At 59.7% G+C, this 25,191-nt stretch carries 17 protein-coding genes and 1 pseudogene; 15 read left to right on the top strand and 3 right to left on the bottom strand.

What is annotated here, in order from left to right; genetic code table 11:
* Positions 1 to 93: 93 nt before the first annotated feature.
* Positions 94 to 1,500, bottom strand: a complete 1,407-nt coding sequence (glnA, locus tag ACVWXD_RS22970; RefSeq protein ID WP_032890148.1) for a type I glutamate--ammonia ligase — start codon at positions 1,498 to 1,500, stop codon at positions 94 to 96.
* Between the two features lie 334 nt (positions 1,501 to 1,834).
* Here glnA and thiI point away from each other — a divergent pair, with 334 nt between their 5' ends.
* A complete protein-coding gene (gene thiI / locus ACVWXD_RS22965; protein WP_032890151.1) occupies positions 1,835 to 3,289 on the top strand; it encodes a tRNA uracil 4-sulfurtransferase ThiI in 1,455 nt (484 codons plus the stop codon).
* Positions 3,290 to 3,428: 139 nt separating this feature from the next.
* Entirely contained in the window at positions 3,429 to 5,249 is a 1,821-nt protein-coding gene (typA, locus tag ACVWXD_RS22960) for a translational GTPase TypA (RefSeq protein WP_032890153.1), read from the top strand.
* A gap of 203 nt (positions 5,250 to 5,452) precedes the next feature.
* Here the strand turns inward: typA and ACVWXD_RS22955 are convergent, their stop codons facing one another.
* The gene (locus ACVWXD_RS22955; protein ID WP_003187815.1) at positions 5,453 to 5,887 is read right to left on the bottom strand and encodes a YkgJ family cysteine cluster protein; all 435 of its coding nucleotides are present in this window, start codon (positions 5,885 to 5,887) and stop codon (positions 5,453 to 5,455) included.
* A 239-nt stretch (positions 5,888 to 6,126) separates the two neighbouring features.
* On the opposite strand from ACVWXD_RS22955, the gene ACVWXD_RS22950 reads away from it, so the two are divergent.
* The 6 genes and pseudogenes from ACVWXD_RS22950 (at position 6,127) to ACVWXD_RS22925 (ending at position 15,754) form a co-directional block, all read left to right on the top strand.
* On the top strand, positions 6,127 to 8,577 hold the full coding sequence (locus ACVWXD_RS22950; protein ID WP_181643809.1) for a glycogen/starch/alpha-glucan phosphorylase: 2,451 nt from the start codon (positions 6,127 to 6,129) through the stop codon (positions 8,575 to 8,577).
* Positions 8,578 to 8,734: 157 nt separating this feature from the next.
* Entirely contained in the window at positions 8,735 to 12,250 is a 3,516-nt protein-coding gene (locus tag ACVWXD_RS22945) for a DUF2339 domain-containing protein (protein WP_457371343.1), read from the top strand.
* Entirely contained in the window at positions 12,250 to 13,602 is a 1,353-nt protein-coding gene (locus tag ACVWXD_RS22940) for a DUF3999 domain-containing protein (RefSeq protein WP_099602036.1), read from the top strand. Before ACVWXD_RS22945 ends, ACVWXD_RS22940 begins: the two co-directional genes overlap by 1 nt.
* 109 nt (positions 13,603 to 13,711) lie before the next feature.
* A pseudogene (locus ACVWXD_RS22935) lies at positions 13,712 to 14,723 on the top strand (class 1 fructose-bisphosphatase).
* A 176-nt stretch (positions 14,724 to 14,899) separates the two neighbouring features.
* Entirely contained in the window at positions 14,900 to 15,154 is a 255-nt protein-coding gene (locus tag ACVWXD_RS22930) for a lipoprotein (RefSeq protein ID WP_032890159.1), read from the top strand.
* A gap of 30 nt (positions 15,155 to 15,184) precedes the next feature.
* The gene (locus tag ACVWXD_RS22925; RefSeq protein ID WP_032890161.1) at positions 15,185 to 15,754 is read left to right on the top strand and encodes a lipocalin family protein; all 570 of its coding nucleotides are present in this window, start codon (positions 15,185 to 15,187) and stop codon (positions 15,752 to 15,754) included.
* A gap of 113 nt (positions 15,755 to 15,867) precedes the next feature.
* Here ACVWXD_RS22925 and ACVWXD_RS22920 read toward each other — a convergent pair whose 3' ends face one another.
* On the bottom strand, positions 15,868 to 17,232 hold the full coding sequence (locus ACVWXD_RS22920) for a formimidoylglutamate deiminase (protein ID WP_181643807.1): 1,365 nt from the start codon (positions 17,230 to 17,232) through the stop codon (positions 15,868 to 15,870).
* Positions 17,233 to 17,379: 147 nt separating this feature from the next.
* Between ACVWXD_RS22920 and hutC the strand changes: the two genes are divergently transcribed.
* The 7 genes from hutC (at position 17,380) to ACVWXD_RS22885 (ending at position 25,113) form a co-directional block, all read left to right on the top strand.
* Positions 17,380 to 18,090 (top strand): histidine utilization repressor, encoded by a 711-nt coding sequence (gene hutC, locus ACVWXD_RS22915; protein ID WP_241089512.1) that lies wholly within the window; start codon positions 17,380 to 17,382, stop codon positions 18,088 to 18,090.
* Positions 18,087 to 18,644 carry a HutD/Ves family protein gene (locus ACVWXD_RS22910; protein WP_401380818.1) on the top strand — a complete coding sequence of 186 codons (558 nt, stop codon included), beginning with the start codon at positions 18,087 to 18,089 and terminating at the stop codon, positions 18,642 to 18,644. The genes hutC and ACVWXD_RS22910 overlap by 4 nt, the downstream gene beginning before the upstream one ends.
* Before the next feature lie 405 nt (positions 18,645 to 19,049).
* Complete coding sequence (gene hutU / locus ACVWXD_RS22905; RefSeq protein ID WP_032890167.1) at positions 19,050 to 20,720, top strand: urocanate hydratase; 1,671 nt, start codon at positions 19,050 to 19,052, stop codon at positions 20,718 to 20,720.
* A gap of 142 nt (positions 20,721 to 20,862) precedes the next feature.
* Positions 20,863 to 22,335, top strand: coding sequence for a purine-cytosine permease family protein (locus ACVWXD_RS22900; protein WP_095186145.1), 1,473 nt, complete (start codon positions 20,863 to 20,865; stop codon positions 22,333 to 22,335).
* Positions 22,336 to 22,403: 68 nt separating this feature from the next.
* On the top strand, positions 22,404 to 23,369 hold the full coding sequence (locus ACVWXD_RS22895) for an ABC transporter substrate-binding protein (protein ID WP_032890172.1): 966 nt from the start codon (positions 22,404 to 22,406) through the stop codon (positions 23,367 to 23,369).
* 71 nt (positions 23,370 to 23,440) lie between these two features.
* A complete protein-coding gene (locus ACVWXD_RS22890; protein WP_032890174.1) occupies positions 23,441 to 24,292 on the top strand; it encodes an ABC transporter permease in 852 nt (283 codons plus the stop codon).
* Positions 24,289 to 25,113 carry a quaternary amine ABC transporter ATP-binding protein gene (locus tag ACVWXD_RS22885; protein ID WP_050442867.1) on the top strand — a complete coding sequence of 275 codons (825 nt, stop codon included), beginning with the start codon at positions 24,289 to 24,291 and terminating at the stop codon, positions 25,111 to 25,113. Before ACVWXD_RS22890 ends, ACVWXD_RS22885 begins: the two co-directional genes overlap by 4 nt.
* Positions 25,114 to 25,191 lie beyond the last annotated feature (78 nt).

Below are 25,191 nucleotides of genomic sequence, written 5' to 3'. Positions count from 1 at the left end.
GTTTGCAGGTGTGGAACTGTGTAATTCACGGGCAAAAAAAGACCTCCCGAAGGAGGTCTTTTTTGTCACGCCACTTTAAGCAGCGCTACCGGATCAGCAGCTGTAGTACAGCTCGTATTCCAGTGGGTGTACGAAGGTACGAACCTTGATTTCTTCTTCGCTTTTCAGGCCGATGTAAGCGTCGATGAAGTCGTCGCTGAATACGCCGCCTTTGGTCAGGAACGCACGGCCCTTGTCCAGCTCTTCCAGGGCTTCTTTCAGGCTGCCGCACACTTGTGGGATCTCTTTGGCCTCTTCAGGCGGCAGGTCGTACAAGTTTTTGTCGGCAGCGTCGCCAGGGTGGATCTTGTTCTGGATACCGTCCAGGCCGGCCATAACCAGAGCAGCGAAGGCCAGGTAAGGGTTGGCTGCTGGATCCGGGAAGCGAGCTTCGATACGGCGAGCGCGTGGGCTGGAGACGTAAGGAATACGGATCGAAGCGGAACGGTTGCGCGCCGAGTAGGCCAGCATTACCGGAGCTTCGAAACCTGGGACCAGACGCTTGTAGGAGTTGGTCGAAGGGTTGGTGAAGCCGTTCAGGGCCTTACCGTGCTTGATGATGCCGCCGATGAAGTACAGGGCGGTATCGGACAGGCCGGCATAACCTTCGCCAGCGAAAGTGTTCTTGCCATCTTTGGCGATGGACAGGTGAACGTGCATGCCCGAACCGTTATCGCCGTACAGAGGCTTAGGCATGAAGGTCGCGGTACGGCCGTAGGCAACGGCAGTGTTGTGTACGCAGTACTTCAGGGTCTGAACTTCGTCAGCCTTGGCAACCAGGGTGTTGAACTTCACACCGATTTCGTTCTGGCCGGCAGTCGCCACTTCGTGGTGGTGAACTTCGATGACCAGGCCCATGTCTTCCATGGCGTTGCACATGGAGGTACGGATTTCGTGGTCGTGGTCGAACGGCGGAACTGGGAAGTAACCACCTTTGATGCCTGGACGGTGGCCATGGTTGCCGCCTTCCACGTCCTGATCGGACATCCACGAACCTTGTTCAGAGTAGATCTTGAACATGGAGCCGGAGATGTCGGACTTGAACTTCACTTGGTCAAAGATGAAGAATTCTGGCTCTGGGCCTACGAATACGGTGTCACCGATACCGGTCGACTTCAGGTATTCCTCGGCACGCTTGGCGATCGCACGTGGGTCGCGGTCGTAGCCTTGCATGGTCGAAGGCTCGATCACGTCGCACACCAGGATCAGGGTGGCTTCTTCGGTGAACGGGTCCAGCACGGCAGTGCTGTCGTCCGGCATCAGGATCATGTCGGAGGCTTCGATGCCTTTCCAGCCAGCGATGGAGGAACCGTCGAACATTTTGCCTTCTTCGAAGAACGCATCATCCAGCGCATCGCGAGCCGGCATGGTCACGTGGTGCTGAGTGCCTTTGGTGTCCGTGAAGCGCAGATCAATCCATTTAACGTCATGATCTTTGATGAGTTGAACCGACTTCGACATAGTGTCCTCCGGGTGGCTTCGGGCTGGGGTAGTGGAGTTAGCCCTTAGAATGTGGGTGATGCCGGCGCCGATAGTCCGCCATGGCAACCTGCCTCACAAGAGAGCAAATTGCATGCCAGTGCGCCAACATGGGTTTTTTGCTCCAAAAACGCCCCTATAAAGGTGCATTGCGACAAAAGCGCGAAATTCGCGCACTGCAATGTGGCGTCGATGCATGCAAATGCACTGCTTTAGTGCGAGTCGAGTGATGTGCATATTAACTGGTTAAACCTTGAGCGATTTCCGCTATAATCCGCGCCCCCCTTTTTCGGCAGGCCCTGCGCGCGCTGTTTCCATGAAATTAATCGTTAAAGTCTTCCCCGAGATCACCATCAAGAGCCGACCGGTACGGATGCGTTTCATCCGTCAGTTGGCCAAGAACATCCGTGCCGTGCTCCGCGATCTGGACCCGGCTGTGGTGGTGAACGGTGTGTGGGACAACCTCGAGCTGGAAACCCGCCTCACCGACGCCAAAGCCTTGAAGGACATGACCGAGCGCCTGAGCTGCATGCCGGGTATCGCGCATTTCCTGCAGGTGGATGAGTACCCGCTGGGCGACTTCGACGACATCACCGAAAAATGCAAACGGCACTTCGGTGACAGCCTTGAAGGCAAGATTTTTTCGGTACGCTGCAAGCGTGCCGGCAAGCACCCATTCAGCTCCATGGACGTCGAGAAATACGTCGGCAGCAAGCTGCGTCGCGAGTGCGGCGCCGCCGGAATTTCCTTAAAAGCGCCACAAATTGAAGTGCGCATGGAAATTCGCGACCAACGGTTGTTTGTGATTCACAGCCAGCACGACAGCATCGGCGGCTACCCGTTGGGCGCCCTGGAACAGACCCTGGTATTGATGTCCGGCGGTTTCGATTCCACGGTCGCGGCCTACCAGATCATGCGCCGCGGCCTGATGAGCCACTTCTGCTTCTTTAATCTGGGTGGGCGTGCACACGAATTGGGCGTGATGGAAGTCGCGCACTTTATCTGGAAGAAGTACGGCAGCTCCCAACGCGTGCTATTTGTGAGCGTACCGTTTGAGGAAGTGCTGGGCGAAATTCTCGGTAAAGTCGATAACAGTCATATGGGCGTAGTATTGAAGCGTATGATGTTGCGCGCTGCGTCTCGGATTGCCGATCAGTTGCAGATCGACGCCCTGGTGACCGGCGAAGCGATTTCCCAGGTTTCCAGCCAGACGCTGCCGAACCTGTCGCTGATCGACTGCGTGACCGAGAAGCTGGTGTTGCGCCCACTGATCGCCAGCCACAAGCAGGACATCATCGATTTGGCAGAAGAAATCGGCACCGCCGACTTCGCCAAGCATATGCCTGAATACTGCGGGGTCATCTCGGTGAATCCCAAGACCCACGCCAAGCGCAACCGCGTGGAGTACGAAGAACAACAGTTTGATATGGCGATTCTGGAGCGTGCGCTTCAGAACGCCAAGCTGGTCCCGATCGATCGTGTTATCGACGAATTGGGCCAGGATGTGCAGATCGAAGAAGTCAGTGAAGCCCTGGCCGGCCAGATTGTTGTCGACATCCGTCACCCGGATGCCGCTGAAGATGAGCCGCTGGAAATTCCTGGCGTCGACGTACAAACGCTGCCGTTCTACGCATTGAACGCGCGTTTCAAGGAACTGGATGACAGCCGTCAGTACCTGCTGTATTGCGACAAAGGCGTGATGAGTCGCCTGCATGCCCACCATTTGCTCAGTGAGGGGCATGCCAATGTGCGCGTTTATCGACCGAGCTAAGAGCCCGGGGCTGTTTGCCTGTGGCCTGCGTCACCGGCCCCCCGACTCTGCCGTCAAGCTGTAACGGCAAGGCCTGACTCTACTGTAAATCGCTGCCACGACCTGTCAGCACACCGAATCCTCTGATCGAGATACACAAGTGATCGAAAATCTACGTAACATCGCCATCATTGCTCACGTTGACCATGGTAAAACCACCCTGGTAGACAAACTCCTGCGTCAATCCGGCACCCTGGAGCGCAACGAGCTCAACGACGAGCGCGTGATGGACTCCAACGACCAGGAAAAAGAGCGCGGTATTACCATCCTGGCAAAAAACACCGCTATCAACTGGAACGGCTACCACATCAACATCGTGGACACCCCGGGCCACGCCGACTTCGGCGGCGAAGTAGAACGCGTAATGTCGATGGTTGACTCCGTTCTGCTGCTGGTTGATGCCCAAGACGGCCCTATGCCGCAAACCCGTTTCGTGACCAAGAAGGCTTTCGAAGCCGGCCTGCGTCCGATCGTGTGCATCAACAAGGTTGACCGTCCGGGCGCGCGTCCGGACTGGGTTCTGGACCAGATCTTCGACCTGTTCGACAACCTGGGTGCTACCGAAGAACAGCTGGACTTCAAAGTCGTGTACGCCTCGGCCCTTAACGGCATTGCCGGTCTGGAACACACCGACATGGCTGAAGACATGACCCCGCTGTACCAGTCGATCGTCGACAACGTACCGGCTCCAAAAGTTGACCGTGACGGCCCGTTCCAGATGCAAATCTCGGCACTGGACTACAACAGCTTCCTGGGTGTTATCGGCGTTGGCCGTATCGCTCGTGGTAGCGTCAAGCCGAACACCCCGGTTGTTGCTATCGGCGCCGACGGCAAGAAGCGTAACGGTCGTATCCTGAAGCTGATGGGTCACCACGGTCTGCACCGTATCGACGTTGAAGAAGCTTTCGCTGGCGACATCGTATGCGTGAGCGGTATGGACTCCCTGTTCATCTCCGACACCCTGTGCCAGCCGGACAACGTCGAGGCGATGAAGCCTCTGACCGTTGACGAACCAACCGTTTCCATGACCTTCCAGGTAAACGACTCGCCTTTCTGCGGTAAAGAAGGCAAGTTCGTGACTTCCCGTAACATCAAGGAACGTCTGGACAAAGAGCTGCTGTACAACGTTGCACTGCGCGTTGAAGAAGGCGACTCGGCTGACAAGTTCAAGGTTTCCGGCCGTGGTGAGCTGCACCTCTCGGTACTGATCGAAACCATGCGTCGCGAAGGCTTCGAAATGGGCGTTGGTCGTCCAGAAGTGATCATCCGTCAAGTTGACGGCGTGAAGCAGGAACCGTTCGAAAACGTAACCATCGACACCCCTGAAGAATCCCAGGGCAAGGTCATGGAAGAGATGGGCCTGCGTAAAGGCGACCTGACCAACATGGTGCCGGATGGCAAAGGCCGTGTGCGTCTGGAATACAACATCCCTGCTCGTGGTCTGATCGGTTTCCGTAACCAGTTCCTGACCCTGACCAACGGCGCTGGCATCCTGACCTCGATCTTCGATCGCTACGACACCATGAAGTCCGGCGACATGTCCGGTCGTCAGAACGGTGTTCTGGTATCGGTTGAGACTGGCAAGGCACTGACCTACTCCCTGGAAACCCTCCAGGCGCGTGGCAAGCTGTTCGTTGAACACGGTCAAGAGATCTACAACGGTCAGATCGTTGGTCTGAACAGTCGTGACAACGACATGGGCGTCAACCCAACCAAAGGCAAGAAGCTCGACAACATGCGTGCTTCGGGCAAAGACGAAACCATCGCTCTGGTCCCACCTGTTCGCTTCACCCTGGAACAGGCCCTGGAATTCATCCAGGACGACGAGCTGTGCGAAGTTACGCCTAAGTCGATCCGCCTGCGTAAGAAGATCCTGGACGAAGGCGAGCGTACCCGCGCTGCCAAGAAAGCCAAGAACTGAGTTAACTCAGGCTGAATGAAAAACGCCCCCGGTCGAAAGGCCGGGGGCGTTTTTTTATGCCTGCTGGTTTTGTGGTGGCTGTACCGGCCTCATCGGGGGCAAGCCCCCTCCCACATTTGACCGAGTACAGCCATCTGGAATGCGGTCAGTGTGGGAGGGGGCTTGCCCCCAATAGAGCCCTTGAGCCCCCTGCAAAACCCGGATCAGAACTTGTCGAGGGTCTTGAAATTGGTCTCGCGCACCACTTCCTTCGGCTTGTACGCGCAATACCCCGGCCGCGGTCCGATCTTCGGGTGATTGCGGCAGGTATCCGGGCGCTTGTCATAAATAGTGCAGAAGCGCGTCTTACGATCCAGGTACAGGCAATCGTTGTTGCTCATGCGCTGCAGCGTAAAAATCTCGGATTTGTTGTTGTAGCGCTCGACGATGCCTTCCTTCTGCAACCGCTTGGCGATGTTCTTCGGCGGATCGCCGCGTTCGAACTCATCGACGATGCCAATGCGGATCAGGTCCTTGATCTTCACTTCGACCGGCAGCGTGCAGCAGCTGGACACGCAGCCACCGCACATGTGGGCGGAATATTTCTGCCAGGTCTCAAGACGGTCGAGTTCCGCGGCGGCGATCAGTTGAGGCTTCATCAAGGTTCCAAAAGGTGAGGCTGTATCCGGGCGCGGGATCATACCGGGATTGGTGGTTTTTTGAACAATATTTTGCGTATTTCATCCCGAACGGTGCGATGGGCGAAAGCAGGCACGGCCAATGCATCAAAACCTGCTAAAGGTAAATGCGTTAAAAAACTGCCGAACGAGAGCGTCTACCGTCTGTCAGACCGTCTAGGCTCTAGCAACTCCTTCTATCTCGCCCGAGGTCGCAATTGATGTCTCAGGAACCACTTGCACGAGAAGCAGAGGTAGCCGCATTTCGCGATGCCGTCTTGACCAAACTCACCTACGCGGTGGGCAAGGACCCGGATCACGCCTTCGACCACGACTGGTTCGAAGCCATTGCTCTGGCCGCACGCGACCAGATGGTCGATCACTGGATGGACCACACGCGGCGTATTTACCGCAAGGGCCAGAAACGTGTGTATTACCTGTCCCTCGAATTCCTCATCGGCCGTTTGCTCTACGACAGTCTGAGTAACCTTGGTGTGTTGGAGATTGCCCGCGAAGCGCTCAGCGAACTTGGCGTCGACCTTGAGCGTATCCGCCTGCTGGAGCCTGACGCGGCGCTCGGCAACGGTGGCCTGGGCCGCCTGGCCGCATGCTTCATGGAAAGCATGTCAACCTTGGGCATTGCCGGTCACGGTTATGGCATCCGTTATGAACATGGCCTGTTCCGCCAGGCGATTGTCGATGGCTGGCAACAGGAGCAGACCGAACGCTGGCTGGATTTCGGCAACCCGTGGGAGTTCGAGCGCGCTGAAGTGATCTACCCGATCGGCTTTGGCGGCAGCGTGGAAACCCTGCCGGACGCCGCCGGCAAGCTGATCCAAGTGTGGACGCCCGGCGAGACCGTGCGCGCCGTGGCCTATGACACGCCGGTGGTCGGTTGGCGCGGTGCAAGCGTCAACACCCTGCGCCTGTGGCGTGCACGGGCGGTGGAAGACTTGCACCTGGAGCGCTTCAACGCCGGTGACCACCTGGGCGCCGTTGCCGAAGTGGCCCGCGCTGAAAGCATCTCCCGGGTGCTTTACCCGGCGGATAGCACCGAAGCAGGGCAGGAGCTGCGCCTGCGTCAGGAATACTTCTTCGTCTCCGCCTCTCTGCAAGACCTGCTGCGCCGCCACAAAAACATGCATGGCTCGGTATTGAGCCTGGGCGAACACGCGGCGATCCAGCTTAACGACACCCACCCGTCCATCGCCGTGGCCGAGTTGATGCGCCAACTGGTGGATTTGCACGACATCGCTTGGGACGCCGCTTGGCAGGTCACGGTCGAAACCTTGTCCTACACCAACCACACCTTGCTGCCCGAGGCGTTGGAAACCTGGCCGGTAGGCCTGATGGAACGCATGTTGCCTCGGCACATGCAGATCATCTACCTGATCAATGCCCAGCACATCGACTCGCTGCGCGCCAAAGGTATCCACGATTTTGACGTGCTGCGCGCTGTGTCGCTGATCGAAGAGGACAATGGTCGCCGCGTGCGCATGGGTAACCTGGCGTTCCTCGGCTCCCACAGCGTCAATGGCGTGTCGGGCTTGCACACCCAACTGATGCGCAGCACGGTGTTCTCCGAACTGCACAAGCTCTACCCAGACCGCATCAACAACAAAACCAACGGCATTACCTTCCGCCGCTGGCTGTACCAGGCCAACCCCAAGCTCACCGAGATGCTGGTGGAAGCCCTGGGTCCGGACATTCTCGACACCATGGAAACCCGCTTGGGCGAATTGGAAACCTTCGCCGAGAAACAGACCTTCCGCAAAGCCTTCGCCGACCAGCGCCTGCACAGTAAGCGTGCACTGGCCGAGATCATCCACGAGCGCCTGGGCATTTCGGTGAACCCGGCGGCGATGTTCGACGTGCAGGTCAAACGTATCCACGAGTACAAGCGCCAACTGCTCAACCTGCTGCACACCGTGGCGCTGTACCAGGCGATCCGTGCCGAGCCGGGCACCGACTGGGTGCCGAGGGTGAAGATCTTCTCCGGCAAGGCGGCGGCCAGTTATCACCAGGCCAAGTTGATCATCAAGTTGACCAACGACATCGCCCGCACCGTCAACAACGATCCGACTGTGCGCGGGTTGCTCAAAGTGGTCTTCCTGCCCAACTACAACGTCAGCCTGGCAGAAAGCATCATCCCGGCGGCGGACTTGTCGGAGCAGATATCCACGGCCGGCTTTGAAGCGTCGGGCACCAGCAACATGAAGTTCGGCCTCAACGGCGCGCTGACCATCGGAACCATGGACGGCGCCAACGTGGAGATGCACGAGCGCGTGGGCGCCGATCACATGTTTATCTTCGGCCTCAGTGCACAGCAGGTGGAAGCCCGAAAACACGCTGGCGAGTTCAACGCCGGGCCTGATATTGCTGCGTCCCATCGCCTCAACGATGTGCTGCAAGCGATCCGTGGCGGGGTGTTCTCGCCGGATGATCCGGGCCGCTATGTGGGCTTGATCGACGGGTTGATCGACTACGACCGCTTCCTGGTGTGTGCCGATTTCGACTCCTACTGGGATGCCCAGGCGCGGGTCGAAGCGCATTGGCATGACTCCAAGGCATGGTGGCGTTCGGCGGTGCTCAATACCGCGCGCATGGGCTGGTTCTCGTCGGACCGGACGATCCGCGAGTACGCCACGGAGATCTGGAAAGCGCTCGACTAAGCACCTTGGATCCAAATATGGGAGGGGGCTTGCTCCCGATAGTGGATGGTCAGTTGACGAATATGTCGACTGACACGCCGCTATCGGGGGCAAGCCCCCTCCCACATTGGTTGCGCGTCGATATACTGAGCGCCGGTTTGCTTAGGGAATATCGACCATGCAATGGATTTTCATGCTGATTGGCCTGGTTGTCGGCTGGACGCTCGATGAGTCGTTCTATGACGCAGGCATCGGCGCACTGCTGGGGTTGGGCATTGGCCAAGCGATTGGCCTGTCGAAGCTTGCGGCCCAGGTGCGACAGCAGGCGCGTCAGTTGGAAACCTCGCAGAAGTCGGTGATCGCCCTCGGTGAGCGACTGCGGCAATTGGAAGTGCCCGCGCCGGCCAGCCCCGCGGTGGTCGAACCCTCCATCCCTGAACCGACACCCATCACCAAGGCCCCCGAACTGGTTTGGGAGCTGCCGGCCGAATTGGCGCCCGTCGCCATGATCGCCGAACCAAGCCCTGCATTGCCCGAAGACGCCTGGAAGCCTGCTCCGGCTCCGCGCCCTCCTGAAGAACCTGCTATCCCCCGTGGCCCCAACCTGTTCGAACGTGCCCTCGCTGGTGCACGCAATTGGCTGTTTGGTGGCAACACCGTCCTGCGCGTCGGCGTGGTGCTGTTGTTTCTCGGCCTGGCGTTCCTGCTGCGTTATGCCACCGAAGGCATGGTGGTGCCGATCGAGTTGCGTTACGCCGGTGTGGCTGCTGCCGCCGTCGGCCTGCTGGGCCTGGGCTGGTGGCTGAGACTGCGCAACAGCAACTACGGCTTGATGCTGCAAGGCACCGGGATTGCGGTGCTGTACCTGACGGTGTTTGCCGCGATGCGCCTGCATCCGTTGATCGACCCGAGCGCGGCGCTGGGCCTGCTGGTTGCGGTCACGGTGTTCTCGGCGATCCTGGCGGTCACCCAGGACGCATTGGGCCTGGCCTGCGCGGCAGCACTCGGCGGTTTTGCGGCACCGATCCTTACGTCCACCGGTGCCGGTAACCATGTTGCGCTGTTCAGTTATTTTGCCCTGCTCAACGCCGGTATTCTCGCCATCGCCTGGTTCAAGGCCTGGCGCTTGCTCAACCTGATCGGGTTCGTCGGTACCTTCGGCATCGGCTTCGCCTGGGGAATGCGTTCCTACACGCCGGAATTGCTGTGGAGCACCGAGCCATTCCTGATCCTGTTCTTCCTAATGTATCTGGCCATCGGCCTGTTGTTCGCCCGACGCAAATTGCTGGAGCTGGGCGACGCGCCCGAAGGCCGTGATGCGTTGTTGCGCTGGTCGGCTGCCAAGGGTGATTACGTTGACGGCGGCATGCTGTTCGGCCCGCCGCTGGTGGGCTTTGGCTTGCAGTTCGCATTGGTACAGCATCTGGAATTCGCCGCGGCGTTCAGTGCGTTGGGCCTGGGCATTATCTACATGGGCCTGGCGCGGTTACTCAGTGGCGGACGCGCGTTGCTGCTGGCGGAAACGTGCCTGGCCCTGGGCGCGATCTTTGCCAGCCTGGCGATTCCTCTGGGCCTTGATGCACGTTGGACGGCTGCGGCGTGGGCGGTGGAAGGCGCCGGGATCTTCTGGCTCGGTTTGCGCCAGGAGCGACCGTTGGCGCGTGCGTTCGGCTTGTTGCTGCAATTGGGCTCAGCGCTGGCCTTCCTCAGCGAACTGCGCATTGGCGAACACAGCCTGCTCGACGGTGCGCCGCTGGGTGCGTTGTTGCTCGGCGCCGCGTTGCTGTTCAGCTTCGATCAGTTGCGCAAGGCATCGGCGCAGCACGCGGCAGAGTGGGAGCGCAAAGGGCTACCGGTCCTGGCGTCTCTGGGCTTGAGCTTTTTGTACCTGCTGGCGCCCTTGCTGTTGCTGACCCAAGGTACCGCCATCAGTTGGGCCATCGCCGGTCTGGCGACCCTGTTTATCGGCCTGCGCATTGGCTCGCGCACTTTCCTGTTCACTGCGTTCGCGGTGCAATTGCTGGGTGGCGCGTTATTCCTGGTGCGCTTGCAGGGCGGGGAGGGCGCGGCGGTATTCAATGCGGGCTGGAGTGGTTTGCTCACGGCCTCCCTGATCGGCCTGGCCTTGATTGGCGGCATGCTGTTGGCGGCACGCGACGACATGGTGCGCAACGATGTGCGGCTGTTACGTGGGTTGTCGGTGGTGCTGCTCGCCGGTCTGGTGTTGATCAATCTGGCGGTGCTGTTCGTGCTGCCATGGGAAAGCGCCAGCGGCGTATGGGCTGCCAGTGGGTTGTTGATCATCTGGCTGAGCTTGTACCTGCAACAGCGCGTCAGTTTTGTGTTTGGGTTGCTGCTGCAACTGGTCGGCGGTGGCTCGTTCCTGCTGGCGGTGCCGCAATTGCTCGGGCCGTTGACCGGCGAAGGCCTGCGTCCGCTGGCGCACAGTGGTTTCTGGACGCCGATGGTGTTGGGCCTGGCCGCCTTGATCGGCGCCTGGCGCTTGCAACGTGAGCCCCATGCGCCGGTGTTTGCGGTGCTGAAGCTGCAACGCTTGTCTGACCTTTTGCTGGTGTGGGGTGCGGCGTGGTGGACATTGGCGCTGGGTGGCGAAGTGTTGCGCTTTGTTCCGCAAGCGTTGCTTGGTTCTTTCCTGCTGGGGCTTGCCGCAGTGAGCGTGGCGATCTGGGCGCTGCTTGCGGCGCGACTGCGCTGGGCATCGCTGGGTGTGCTGTGCACCTTGCTGATGCCGGCGGCGGGCGTGGCGTTGCTGGTATCTGCCCACAGCTACTATCACCCGGCGGCGCAGTACGGCTGGCTGGCCTGGTTGGCGGTGTTTGTGGTGCATTTCATCTCGCTGCGCCGCTTGGCGCCGGTGGTTCCGGCCAGGATGCTGAGTATTGCCCATGTCCTCGGTTGCTGGATGCTGATCGGCGTGCTGGCACTGGAATTGCGCTATGGACTGTTGCGCCTGTCGGCTGAATACAACGCCTGGCGCTGGTTGGGCTGGGCCATCCTGCCAAGCCTGTACCTGGTGCTGGCCGCCGCACCGCGCACCTGGCCGTGGCCAGTGTCGGCGTACCCAAGGGAGTACCGAGTCCTGGCCGCGCTGCCATTGGCTGTGCTGATGCTCGGCTGGTTCTGGCTGGCGAATACCTTCAGCGATGGCACCGCCAATCCGTTGCCTTACGTGCCTCTGCTCAACCCTCTGGAACTGGGCCTGCTCTTCGCGCTGCTGGGTGTTTACCTGTGGTCCCGAAGCGTGGCGCCACAACGCGGGCCGCGTGCCGAATTGGCCGCACAAGGGATCGCGGGTCTCTCGCTGTTTGCGTTCTTCACGGCACTGGTCATGCGCACCGCGCACCACTGGGGCGGCGTGCCGTTCCATCTGGATGCGTTGCTGGAGTCGATGCTGGTGCAAGCCGGCCTGTCGATTGTGTGGACTCTGATCGCCCTCGGCCTGATGATCGGCGGCCACCTGCGCCATCGTCGCGAAGTGTGGTTGATCGGCGCTGCGTTGATTGCGGTGGTGGTGGCCAAACTGTTCTTTGTCGAACTGAGTAACCGTGGCGGCCTGGCGCGGATCGTGTCGTTTATCGGCGTGGGCGGGCTGTTGCTGGTGGTGGGTTATTTCGCACCGCTGCCACCTAAGCGGGCCGAACCTGTGATGGAAACTGAAGGAGCATCCTCTTGATCGGTAAGTTGAGCGTGGCCATGGTGGGCATGTGTGCGGCGCTGGCGGCGTCGGCCCAGGAAGCCCCGGCTGATTTCACCCACCATGTGCCGCTGAGTGTGAGCGGCAATGGCCCCTGGTATCGCCTTGAATTGCCGTTGGCTGTGCAACTCAACGCGCGCCAGGCGGACCTCGGTGACGTTCGCGTGTTTAACGCCGCCGGTGAGCCCCAGGCCTATGCGCTGTCGCGACAATCTTCCCAGCGCACCGAAAGTCGCAACGTCGCTGATGTGAAGTGGTTCCCGCTGTACGCCGCCGACACTCAGGAAAGCCTGCCCGGTGTGGTGATGAAAACCACCACCGAAGGCACCCTGGTGGAAATCAAACCGTCTTCTGCCGCCAAGCCCGGTAAGCAGGTATTGCGCGGCTGGGTGCTGGACGCCAGCGCGATCAAGGCACCGTTGCAGCAACTGAGCCTGGACTGGAGCCGTGAGCAAGAGGGCTTCCAGCGTTTCAGCATTGAAGCCAGTGATGACTTGCAGCGTTGGGAGCCTTGGGGCGAGGGGCAGGTGGCACGCTTGTCGTTCGCCGACGAACGGGTCGAACAGCATGACGTCAGCCTGCCAGGACGCTCAGCGCGTTACCTGCGTCTGGTATGGAAGGGGCAGGCGGCGCCGCTGCTGACCTCGGCCAAGCTGGTGAGTGCTACGCGCAGCAGTCTGCCAATGCCGTTGGTGTGGTCGCAGCCATTGGCGGGAACGCGACTCAAGGCTGGGGAGTACAGCTGGCAGTTGCCGACTGGGCTGAGTGTCGAGCGTTTGCGCATTGAGTTGAAGCAGCCCAACACGCTGGCACCGGTGACATTGGCGGGACGCAGCGATGCCAAACAACTGTGGCAGCCATTAAACAATGGCTTGCTGTACCGCCTGACGCAAAACGGCCAGGACGTGGTGCAGGATGAGTTGCAGTTGCCGGGTCAGGTCGTGACCGAACTCAAGTTGCAGGTGGACGAGCGCGGTGGCGGTTTGGGCGCCGATGCGCCGGCGCTGCGCTTTGCGGTGCGCGCTACCCAGTTGGTGTTCCTGGCGCGGGGTGAGCCGCCGTTCAGCCTGGCGTTGGGCAATGCATCGGTGAAAGCCGCAAGCCTGCCACTGTCGACCCTGATCCCCGATTACAGTGCCGAGCGCCTCAATACGCTGGGACAGGCCAAGGTTGTGGGGGACGTTGCGGTCGCGTCGCCGGTGGTCGTAGCCGCTGTGGAGGACGGGCCGAACTGGAAAAAACTCGGACTCTGGGCCGTCTTGCTGCTCGGCGTGGCGGCACTGGGCGCCATGGCCTACAGTTTGCTGCGCAAGCCACCGGCGGCGCGTTAAATAAAGTCCATGAACTCTATTGGGTTTAAATCCTCTGATAGGAGGAAATACGCCCCGACTCGCGTTAAACTGCGCGGGTTTTCAAGCCCCCCATTCTCCGGAGCCTTACATGTCCCGCGTTACCTTGAGTCGCTATTTGATTGAGCAGACCCGCAGCAACAACACGCCTGCCGATCTGCGCTTCCTTATCGAAGTGGTCGCGCGTGCTTGCAAGGAAATCAGCCATGCCGTGTCCAAAGGCGCACTGGGTGGTGTCCTGGGCAGCATGGGCACTGAAAACGTGCAGGGCGAAGTACAGAAGAAGCTCGACGTAATCTCCAACGAGATCCTGCTTGAAGCCAACGAATGGGGCGGTCACCTGGGCCGGCATGGCGTCCGAAGAAATGGACAATGCCTACCAGATCCCGGGTAAATACCCGAAAGGTGCCTACCTGCTGGTGTTCGACCCACTGGACGGTTCGTCCAACATCGACATCAACGCACCGGTCGGCACTATCTTCTCCGTGCTGCGCTGCCCGAACGAATACCTGAGCCAGAACGAAGCCCTGAACGAAAAGGCTTTCCTGCAGCCAGGCACCGAGCAGGTCGCTGCCGGTTACGCGATCTACGGCCCACAGACCATGCTGGTGCTGACCCTGGGTGACGGCGTTAAAGGTTTCACCCTGGACCGCGAAATGGGCAGCTTCGTACTGACCCACGAAGACATCACCATTCCTGCGTCCACCCAGGAATTCGCGATCAATATGTCCAACCAGCGTCACTGGGAAGAACCGGTTACCCGCTACGTGGGCGAGTTGATGGCCGGTGAAGAAGGCCCGCTGAAGAAAAACTTCAACATGCGTTGGGTCGCGGCGATGGTAGCCGACGTGCACCGCATCCTGACCCGTGGTGGCTTGTTCATGTACCCACGTGACAGCCGCGAGCCATCCAAACCGGGCAAACTGCGCCTGATGTATGAAGCCAACCCGATGTCGTTCCTGGTTGAACAAGCGGGCGGCGCGTCCACTGACGGCCACCAGCGCATCCTCGACATCCAGCCGGAAGGCCTGCACCAGCGTGTAGCGGTGTTCCTGGGTTCGAAGGAAGAAGTTGAGCGCGTGACGGCCTATCACAAGAAGTAAGCTGCGGCGATAAGTGATCGGCGTTGTTGTGAGCCGGTTCACCCTTAAAGAAGCCCCGAAACGTTTCAGCGTTTTCGGGGCTTTTTTGTTTTTACTCGTCGGGAACCAGACACCTATTTTCCCTTCTAAGCTTCTGGCAGATACCCACGCTGCCTTGTCCCTCCAGGAGTTATTCCATGTCGTTACGCCGTCTCGCTTTGCTGGCTTTTTGCGTGCTGTTGGCCGCTTGCAGCAAGATCAACCAGGAAAATTACGCGAAGTTGTCGGCCGGCATGCCCAAGGCCGAGGTGGAGTCGTTGTTGGGTAAGCCGACCGATTGTTCCGGCGCACTGGGCATGTCCAGCTGCACGTGGGGCGATAAAACCAGCTTTATCAGCGTTCAATATGCCGGTGACAAAGTTCTCATGTTTTCCGGGCAAGGCCTGAAGTAAACCGGGGCGAGAGCCTGCGGGAGAAGAAGAATGATGCGTTTTGTTTTGTTCCTTTGTGCCAGCCTGTTTTTGGCGGGCTGTGCCAGCCATTCTGGCGATGATCTGCAACCCAAGACTGCCGGCAGCGTCAACCTCAAGCGTTACCAGGGCACCTGGTATGAGTTGGCCCGATTGCCGATGTACTTTCAGCGCAACTGCGCGCAGTCCGAAGCACGCTACACCTTGTTGCCCGATGGCGACATGTCGGTGTTTAACCGCTGCCTGACCACCGAATGGAAGTGGGAAGAAGCCAAGGGCACCGCCACCCCGCAAGTGCCTGGCAAGACTGACAAGCTCTGGGTGGAATTCAACAACTGGTTCACGTCACTGCTGCCGGGCGTCGCCAAGGGCGATTACTGGGTGCTGTACGTCAGCGATGACTACAAGACCGCCATCGTCGGCAGCCCGAGCCGGCGCTATATGTGGATCCTGTCGCGCACGCCAACGGTCAGTGCCGATACTCGCGAAGACCTGCTGAGCAGGGCGCGACAGCAGGGGTATGACACCACGCGGTTGATCTTCCGGACATCGGATAAGCAGATGGCCAAGACTTCGCAATAACCTGAGAGCCCCTCAATCCAATGTGGGAGGGGGCTTGCCCGCGATAGCGGTGTGTCAGTATCTGATTTGCTGGCTGACACTCTGCAATCGGGGGCAAGCCCCTCCCACATGTTTTAACCGAGTAAGTCCCTTAGCACCTGCGTAAATGCCCGGCTGCTTTCTTCTTCGCCTGCATGACGCCCTTCGCGCACCACCCATTTCCCGTTGACCAGCACATCACGCACCTGGCGATCACCGCCGGCAAACAGCCAGCGATTGAGAATGCCATCCTCTGTTGCTGTCGCCAGGTAAGGGTCATTACCGTCCAGCACGATCCAATCCGCACGCTTGCCCACTTCCAGTCGACCAATTGGCTGCCCCAGTGCCTGTGCGCCACCGTCCAGCGCAGCATCGAACAACGTACGGCCAACCATCGGTTGGTCACTGCGATACAAGCGGTTGCGCCGTTGATCGCGCAGGCGCTGGCCGTATTCCAGCCAGCGCAATTCCTCCACTACGCTCAATGACACATGGCTGTCGGAACCGATGCCCATGCGCCCGCCCTGGGCGAGAAAATCCACTGCCGGGAAAATCCCGTCGCCCAGGTTGGCTTCGGTGGTCAGGCACAATCCGGCAATCGCCCGGCTCGCTGCCATGCGCGTCACTTCTTCCGGGTTGGCGTGAGTCGCGTGCACCAGGCACCAGCGTTCATCCACCTCGACATTGTCATACAGCCATTGCAACGGACGCTTGCCGCTCCAGGCCAGGCAGTCGTCGACTTCTTTTTGTTGTTCGGCAATATGGATATGGATCGGGCACGTCTTGTCGCTGGCGGCCAGGACTTCATTGATTTGTTGTGGTGTAACAGCGCGCAGGGAGTGGAAGCACAAGCCCAGTTGCTGCGCCGGTTGCGCCGCGAGGATCGGTTTGAGGCGCGCCTGCAGGTCCAGGTAGTTTTCGGTGCTGTTGATAAACCGTCGCTGGCCTTCGTTCGGCGCCTGCCCGCCAAAACCCGAGTGGGTGTAGAGCACGGGCACCAAGGTCAGGCCAATACCGCTGCTGGCGGCCGCGTGGCTGATCTGCCGCGACAGTTCCGTACGGTCGGCAAAAGGCTGGCCGCTGACATCATGATGCACGTAGTGAAATTCGGCCACCGAGGTGTAACCGGCCTTGAGCATCTCGATGTAAAGCTGGCGCGCGATCACCTGCAGTTGCTCCGGACTGATCTTGCCGACCATGCGGTACATCAGCTCACGCCAGGTCCAGAAGCTGTCATTCGGGTTGCCGGCGACTTCGGCCAAACCCGCCATGGCGCGTTGGAATGCGTGGGAGTGCAGGTTGGGCATGCCCGCCAAAACCGGGCCTTTGAGCCGCTCGGCGCCGTCTGCACTGGCATTGGCCGCAATCTGTGTCAGCAGGCCATCGGCGCTGACTTCAAGACGTACATCGTTGGCCCATCCATTAGGCAGCAGTGCGCGTTCGGCAAAAAAAGCGGACATGTTCAGAGCACTCCGGTCGTGTGTTTATTTGTATATACATATACAGACGTTTGCCTGCTCGGTAAACTCCGGCAATCTATGCATCTTTTCCCCCTGCAAGGATTCCCTGTGCCGACTCCGCCCGCCAAGTCTTCACTGGCTGCCCACATGGACGAAAGTCCGGCGCCCTTGTATGCCCGCGTCAAACAGATGATCAGCCAGCAGATCCTCAACGGCAACTGGCCACCCCATTACCGCGTGCCGTCGGAGAGTGAACTGGTCAGCCAACTGGGCTTCAGCCGAATGACCATCAATCGCGCCCTGCGCGAACTCACCGCCGAAGGGTTGCTGGTTCGCATGCAAGGCGTCGGTACTTTTGTCGCCGAGCCCAAAAGCCAGTCGGCGCTGTTTGAAGTGCACAACATTGCTGATGAGATCGCTTCCCGCGGTCATCGGCATACCTGCCAGGTCATCACCCTGGGCGAAGAGGCCGCCGGTTCCGAACGTGCCGTCGCTCTTGAAATGCGCGAAGGCGGGCGGGTGTTCCACTCACTGATCGTGCATTACGAAAACGATATTCCCGTGCAAATCGAAGACCGTTTCGTCAACGCCTTGGTCGCGCCGGAATACCTGCAGCAGGATTTCACCCAGCAAACGCCCTATGCCTATCTCAACCAGGTTGCGCCGCTGACGGAAGGCGAGCACGTCGTGGAAGCGATCCTCGCCGACGCCGACGAGTGCAAGCTGCTGCAAATCGAGCCCACCGAACCGTGCCTGTTGATTCGCCGACGCACCTGGTCCGGACGCCAACCGGTGACCGCCGCGCGGTTGATCCACCCTGGTTCCCGTCACAGCCTCGAAGGACGCTTCAGTAAATGAGTTTGAAAGTCTGGCGCGCCGCCGATTACGTCCGCATGCCGTGGAAAAACGGCGGTGGCAGTACCGAAGAAATCTCTCGTGATGCCGGCGATGGCCTGGATGGCTTTGGCTGGCGCTTGTCGATTGCCGATATCGCCGAGTCGGGCGGCTTTTCTACCTTCGCCGGTTACCAGCGTGTGATCACGGTAATCAAGGGCGCAGGCATGGTGCTGACCGTGGATGGCGAGGAGCAGCGCGGACTGTTACCGCTGCAACCGTTCGCGTTCAAGGGTGACAGCCAGGTGTCGTGCCGATTGATCACTGGGCCGATTCGCGATTTCAACCTGATTTATTCGCCCGAGCGCTACCACGCGCGGTTGCAGTGGATGGATGGTGTGCAGCGGTTTTTCAGCACGGCGCAGACGGTGCTGGTGTTCAGCGTGGCGGATGAAGTGAAGGTGCTGGGCCAGGTACTGGGCCATCACGATTGCCTGCAAGTGGACGGTAACGCTGGCTTGCTGGACATCTCTATCACTGGCCGTAGCTGCATCATCGAACTGACTCAGCGCGGTTAAAAAATGTGGGAGGGGGCTCGCCCCCGATTGCGGTGTGTCAGTACCAGATGGGCTGACTGATCCACCGCTATCGGGGGCAAGCCCCCTCCCACATTTGTTTCCCGCTGTTGTTGCGATCTGTTTCCAACCCTCGCACCATTTTGTTACCGAACGCCCCAGCGTGGCGCAAAACCATGCTGTCGTGACAAACCTCCCTCGCTAGAAAACCCCTTTGTAAGAAATTTCATCATCTCTCTAAGCCTTAATTTCCAAGGCTCACACACGCTTTCCAAAAAAATCCAAACACCTCACTTAGAAAGTTGGCCGCTTGATTGCATATGCTTGTACATACAAGTAAAGATGTGTGCGTAAGACTCTCCTTCGCACCATCCATGTTCGCGCATCGATCGCCGAGGAGTCCTAGCAGTGACCAAGCCTACAAAATACCGTGACGTCGAAATCCGCGCCGCCCGCGGTAACAAGCTCACCGCCAAAAGCTGGCTGACTGAAGCACCGCTGCGCATGCTGATGAACAACCTCGACCCGCAAGTGGCCGAGAACCCGAAAGAGTTGGTGGTGTACGGCGGCATTGGCCGCGCCGCACGTAATTGGGAGTGCTACGACCAGATCGTCGAGAGCCTCACCAATCTGAACGACGACGAAACCCTGCTGGTGCAATCCGGCAAACCGGTCGGCGTGTTCAAGACCCATAGCAACGCCCCGCGCGTGTTGATCGCCAACTCCAACCTGGTTCCGCACTGGGCCAGTTGGGAACACTTCAACGAACTGGATGCCAAGGGCCTGGCTATGTACGGCCAGATGACTGCCGGCAGCTGGATCTACATCGGCAGCCAGGGCATCGTCCAAGGTACTTACGAAACCTTCGTTGAAGCCGGTCGCCAGCATTACGACAGCAATTTGAAAGGCCGTTGGGTCCTCACCGCCGGTCTCGGCGGCATGGGCGGCGCACAGCCTCTGGCCGCGACATTGGCCGGCGCGTGCTCGCTGAACATCGAGTGCCAGCAGGTCAGCATCGATTTCCGCCTGGCCAGCCGTTATGTCGATGAGCAAGCCACCGACCTCGACGACGCGTTGGCCCGTATCGCCAAATACACGAAAGAAGGCAAAGCCATTTCCATCGCGCTGCTGGGTAACGCGGCCGAGATCCTGCCGGAACTGGTCAAGCGCGGTGTGCGCCCGGACATGGTCACCGACCAGACCAGTGCCCATGACCCGCTCAATGGCTACCTGCCCGCCGGCTGGACCTGGGACGAATACCGCGCCCGCGCCAAGACCGAGCCGGCTGCCGTGATCAAGGCCGCCAAGCAGTCCATGGCAGTCCACGTCAAAGCCATGCTGGAATTCCAGAAGCAAGGCATCCCGACCTTCGACTACGGCAACAACATCCGCCAAATGGCACAGGAAGAAGGCGTGGAAAACGCTTTCGACTTCCCAGGTTTCGTTCCGGCGTACATCCGTCCACTGTTCTGCCGTGGCATCGGCCCGTTCCGTTGGGCTGCGCTCTCGGGCGACCCGCAAGATATCTACAAGACCGACGCCAAAGTCAAAGAGCTGATCCCCGACGACGCCCACCTGCACAACTGGTTGGACATGGCTCGCGAACGCATCAGCTTCCAGGGCCTGCCAGCGCGTATCTGCTGGGTCGGTCTGGGCCAGCGCGCCAAGCTCGGCCTGGCATTCAACGAAATGGTGCGCAGCGGCGAGCTGTCGGCGCCGGTGGTGATTGGTCGTGACCACCTCGACTCCGGCTCGGTAGCAAGCCCGAACCGCGAAACAGAATCCATGCAGGACGGTTCCGACGCCGTATCTGACTGGCCGCTGCTCAATGCCTTGCTCAACACCGCCAGCGGTGCGACGTGGGTCTCGCTGCACCACGGTGGCGGCGTCGGCATGGGCTTCTCCCAGCACTCCGGCATGGTGATCGTCTGCGACGGCACCGACGAAGCGGCCGAGCGGATTGCCCGTGTGCTGCACAACGACCCAGCGACAGGGGTGATGCGTCACGCCGATGCGGGTTACCAGATCGCGATCGATTGCGCCAAAGAGCAGGGTCTCAATCTTCCAATGATCAAGTAACCCATGTGGGGCGGGGCTTGCTCCCGATGGCGGTGTATCAGCCAATAGGTCTGGTGACTGACCCACTGCTATCGGGAGCAAGCCCCCTCCCACAGTTGAGCGGCTGCGACCCCCAAAACAATCCATCAGAGGTTGAACACCCATGGCTGCAAATGACGCGCGTGCAAGCACCACCCCGTTGATCGAGAAACGTTCGATCGACTACATCCCGGAAGCGGAAAGACACGGTCGTCTATTGAGCCAATTCACCCTGTGGCTGGGTGCCAACCTGCAAATTACGGCCATTGTCACCGGGGCCTTGGCCGTGGTGCTGGGCGGTGATGTGTTCTGGTCGTTGATCGGTCTGTTGATCGGTCAACTGATCGGCGGCGGCGTCATGGCGTTGCATGCGGCGCAAGGGCCCAAGCTCGGCTTGCCGCAGATGATCTCCAGCCGCGTGCAGTTCGGCGTATATGGCGCGGCCATTCCGATCGTCTTGGTGTGCCTGATGTACCTGGGTTTCACCGCAACCGGTACGGTGCTTTCCGGCCAGGCGCTGGGCCAGTTGTTTGGTGTCAGCAGCAGCGTCGGTATCCTGATCTTCGCCAGCGTCATTGTGCTGGTCACGGTGCTTGGTTATCGGGTGATCCACTTCATAGGGCGCGTTGCCAGCGTCATTGGTGTGATTGCCTTCGTTTACCTGTTCAGTCGCCTGATGGGCCAAGCTGACATTGGCGCATTGCTGCAAATCCGCCATTTCAGCTGGAGCAGTTTCTTGCTCGCGGTGTCCCTCGCCGCCTCCTGGCAGATCGCGTTTGGGCCGTATGTGGCGGACTACTCGCGCTACTTGCCGAGCAGCACGTCGTCGGTGAAAACCTTTCTCGCTGCGGGCGCCGGTTCAGTGATTGGCGCACAAGTGGCGATGATTCTCGGCGTGTTCGCCGCCGCCATGGCCAACGGGCAATTCGCCGGTCATGAAGTGGCCTACATCGTTGGTTTGAGTGGTACGGGCGCCACCGCTGCGCTGCTGTATTTCAGCATCGCGTTCGGCAAGGTCACCATCTCCACACTGAACTCCTACGGCAGCTTCATGTGCATCGCGACCATCATCAGCGGCTTTCGTGGTCGCCTGGAGGTGACGCGTCTGCAGCGTCTGGTGTTCGTGCTGCTTATCGTCGGTACGGCGACCCTGATCGCATTGCTCGGCCAGCATTCGTTCCTCGGTGCGTTCAAGTCTTTCATTCTGTTCCTGCTGGCGTTCTTCACGCCCTGGAGCGCGATCAACCTAGTGGACTACTACTTCATCACCCGCGAGCGCTATGACGTGCCGGCGCTGGCCGATCCAAACGGGCGGTACGGTCGTTGGAACCCTCTGGGTATCAGCGTCTATGTCTTCGGGGTGTTGGTGCAGATGCCGTTCATCGCTACCAAGTTCTACACCGGTCCGCTGGTGAGCGCGCTTGGGGGTGTGGATATCTCCTGGATCATCGGCCTGGTGCTGCCCGCCGCCCTGTATTACCTGTGTGCGAAAAAATGGCACGGCAGCGTGCCCGATCAACTGATTCTGCCGATCGAGCAGGACAGTGTTGTACCCACTAAAAAAAGCGGGGCCAGTCGCGCTGCGGCGCGGGCCTGACAGGACGTGGACAAGGCAGGACGCCTTTTGACTGCCGTAATCCATTTCATGATTGGGAGCGTCACACAATGAAAATGCATAAGACCCTGCTGACCACGTTGTTCTCTGCAGGCTTGCTGGCCAGCGCTGGCGCCCAGGCGGCCGGTTGGTGCGAGTCCGGTAAACCGGTGAAATTCGCCGGGCTGAACTGGGAAAGCGGCATGTTGCTCACCGACATCCTGCAAACCGTGCTGGAAAAAGGCTACGACTGCAAAACCGACAGCCTGCCGGGCAACTCCATCACCATGGAAAACGCCCTGAGCAGTAACGACATCCAAGTGTTCGCCGAAGAATGGGTCGGCCGCAGCGAAGTCTGGAACAAGGCTGAGAAGGCCGGCAAAGTCGTCGGCGTTGGTGCGCCAGTGGTGGGCGCAATCGAAGGCTGGTACGTGCCGCGCTACGTGATCGAAGGCGACGCCAAGCGCAAGCTGGAAGCCAAGGCGCCGGACCTGAAAACCATCGCCGACCTGGCCAAGTACGCCTCGGTGTTCAAGGACCAGGAAGAACCATCCAAGGGCCGCTTCTACAACTGCCCGGCCGGCTGGACCTGCGAGCTGGACAACAGCGAAATGCTGAAAAGCTACGGCCTGGAAAGCACCTACACCAACTTCCGCCCTGGCACCGGCCCGGCGCTGGATGCGGCGGTGCTGTCGAGCTACAAGCGTGGCGAGCCGATCCTGTTCTACTACTGGTCGCCGACGCCGCTGATGGGTCAGGTCGACCTGGTCAAGCTTGAAGAAAAACCCGGTGTGGATAAAACCGTGACCATCAAGGTCGGCCTGTCCAAGACCTTCCACGAACAAGCCCCTGAACTGGTGGCCGTGCTGGAAAAGGTCAACCTGCCCATCGACCTGCTGAACCAGAACCTGGGACGCATGGCCAAGGAGCGCATTGAGTCGCCGAAACTGGCGAAGATCTTCCTCAAGGAACATCCTGAAGTCTGGCACGCCTGGGTGAGCGAAGACGCAGCCAAGAAAATCGACGCGGCCTTGTAGGTCAAGTGTGCACGGCTACCCTGAGGGGTGGCCGGGCGCCCGGCCACAACCCATTGGATCGAGAGCACGCTATGTTTCCTGAGAGTTTTACGTTTTCCATTGCCGACTGGGTTAACGGTTGGGTGGATTCACTGGTTACCAACTACGGCGATGTGTTCCGGCAGATCTCCGACACGCTGCTGTGGGCCATCGTCAACCTGGAAGGCCTGCTGCGCGCCGCCCCTTGGTGGCTGATGCTGGCCATCGTCGGCGGCGTGGCCTGGCACGCTACCCGCAAAGTAGTCACTACGGCGGTGATCGTCGGTTTGCTGTTCTTGGTAGGCGCGGTTGGCCTATGGGACAAGCTGATGCAGACCCTGGCCTTGATGATGGTTGCCACGGTGATTTCGGTGTTGATCGGCATTCCGTTGGGCATCCTCTCGGCGCGCAGTAATCGCCTGCGTTCGGTGTTGATGCCGCTGCTCGACATCATGCAAACCATGCCCAGCTTCGTGTACCTGATCCCGGTGCTGATGCTGTTCGGCCTGGGCAAGGTGCCGGCGATTTTTGCCACGGTGATCTATGCCGCGCCGCCGCTGATTCGCCTCACCGATTTGGGCATCCGCCAAGTGGATGGCGAAGTTATGGAGGCCATCAACGCCTTCGGTGCCAACCGCTGGCAGCAACTGTTTGGCGTGCAACTGCCGTTGGCGCTGCCGAGCATCATGGCCGGCATCAACCAGACCACCATGATGGCGTTGTCGATGGTGGTGATCGCCTCGATGATCGGCGCCCGTGGCTTGGGTGAAGACGTGCTCGTCGGCATCCAGACCCTCAACGTTGGCCGTGGCCTTGAAGCCGGGCTGGCGATCGTGATTCTTGCAGTGGTCATCGACCGCATTACCCAGGCCTATGGCCGCCCACGGCATGAGGCGAGCAAATGACGACTGTCAGCAAAATCGAAGTCAGAAACGTCTTCAAGATCTTTGGCGCGCGTTCCAAGGAAGCGCTGGCGATGATCGGGCAGGGCAAGACCAAGGACCAAGTGTTGGCCGAGACCGGTTGCGTGGTCGGCGTCAACGACCTGTCCCTGAGCATCGGTACTGGTGAGATCTTCGTGATCATGGGCCTGTCGGGTTCCGGTAAATCCACATTGGTGCGTCACTTCAATCGCCTGATCGATCCCACCAGCGGCGCGATCCTTGTGGACGGCGAAGACATCCTGCAACTGGACATGGACGCCCTGCGCCAATTCCGTCGGCACAAGATCAGCATGGTGTTCCAGAGCTTCGGTCTGTTGCCCCACAAGAGCGTGCTCGACAACGTCGCTTACGGCCTCAAGGTGCGTGGCGAAACTAAGCAGGTGTGCGCCGAACGCGCGCTGCACTGGATCGAAACCGTGGGCCTCAAAGGCTACGAAAACAAATACCCGCACCAGCTCTCCGGCGGCATGCGCCAGCGCGTCGGCCTGGCCCGTGCGTTGGCTGCCGACACGGACATCATCCTGATGGACGAAGCCTTCAGCGCCCTTGACCCGTTGATTCGCGCCGAGATGCAGGACCAATTGCTGGAGCTGCAAAAGACCCTGCACAAGACCATCGTCTTCATCACCCACGACCTCGACGAGGCCGTGCGCATTGGTAATCGCATTGCGATCCTCAAGGACGGCAAGTTGATCCAGGTCGGCACACCTCGGGAGATCCTCCATTCCCCGGCGGATGAGTATGTGGACCGGTTTGTTCAGCGGCGGGCGGCGGTGGTCTGATCCAGATTCTGTGGTGAGGCTGCTGGCCCTATCGGGAGCAAGCCCCCTCCCACCTTTGAAGATGTTCACCGTTCAACA

The sequence above is a fragment of the Pseudomonas sp. TE3911 genome (assembly GCF_054062775.1).
This window is presented reverse-complemented; position numbering and strand designations above follow the sequence as displayed.

Coding starts and splice junctions, on each gene's coding strand:
- glnA (WP_032890148.1), bottom strand. CDS start 1,500: ATGTCGAAGTCGGTTCAACTCATCAAAGATCATGACGTTAAATGGATT.
- thiI (WP_032890151.1), top strand. CDS start 1,835: ATGAAATTAATCGTTAAAGTCTTCCCCGAGATCACCATCAAGAGCCGA.
- ACVWXD_RS22955 (WP_003187815.1), bottom strand. CDS start 5,887: ATGAAGCCTCAACTGATCGCCGCCGCGGAACTCGACCGTCTTGAGACC.
- ACVWXD_RS22950 (WP_181643809.1), top strand. CDS start 6,127: ATGTCTCAGGAACCACTTGCACGAGAAGCAGAGGTAGCCGCATTTCGC.
- ACVWXD_RS22945 (WP_457371343.1), top strand. CDS start 8,735: ATGCAATGGATTTTCATGCTGATTGGCCTGGTTGTCGGCTGGACGCTC.
- ACVWXD_RS22930 (WP_032890159.1), top strand. CDS start 14,900: ATGTCGTTACGCCGTCTCGCTTTGCTGGCTTTTTGCGTGCTGTTGGCC.
- ACVWXD_RS22925 (WP_032890161.1), top strand. CDS start 15,185: ATGATGCGTTTTGTTTTGTTCCTTTGTGCCAGCCTGTTTTTGGCGGGC.
- ACVWXD_RS22920 (WP_181643807.1), bottom strand. CDS start 17,232: ATGTCCGCTTTTTTTGCCGAACGCGCACTGCTGCCTAATGGATGGGCC.
- hutC (WP_241089512.1), top strand. CDS start 17,380: ATGGACGAAAGTCCGGCGCCCTTGTATGCCCGCGTCAAACAGATGATC.
- ACVWXD_RS22910 (WP_401380818.1), top strand. CDS start 18,087: ATGAGTTTGAAAGTCTGGCGCGCCGCCGATTACGTCCGCATGCCGTGG.
- ACVWXD_RS22900 (WP_095186145.1), top strand. CDS start 20,863: ATGGCTGCAAATGACGCGCGTGCAAGCACCACCCCGTTGATCGAGAAA.
- ACVWXD_RS22895 (WP_032890172.1), top strand. CDS start 22,404: ATGAAAATGCATAAGACCCTGCTGACCACGTTGTTCTCTGCAGGCTTG.
- ACVWXD_RS22890 (WP_032890174.1), top strand. CDS start 23,441: ATGTTTCCTGAGAGTTTTACGTTTTCCATTGCCGACTGGGTTAACGGT.
- ACVWXD_RS22885 (WP_050442867.1), top strand. CDS start 24,289: ATGACGACTGTCAGCAAAATCGAAGTCAGAAACGTCTTCAAGATCTTT.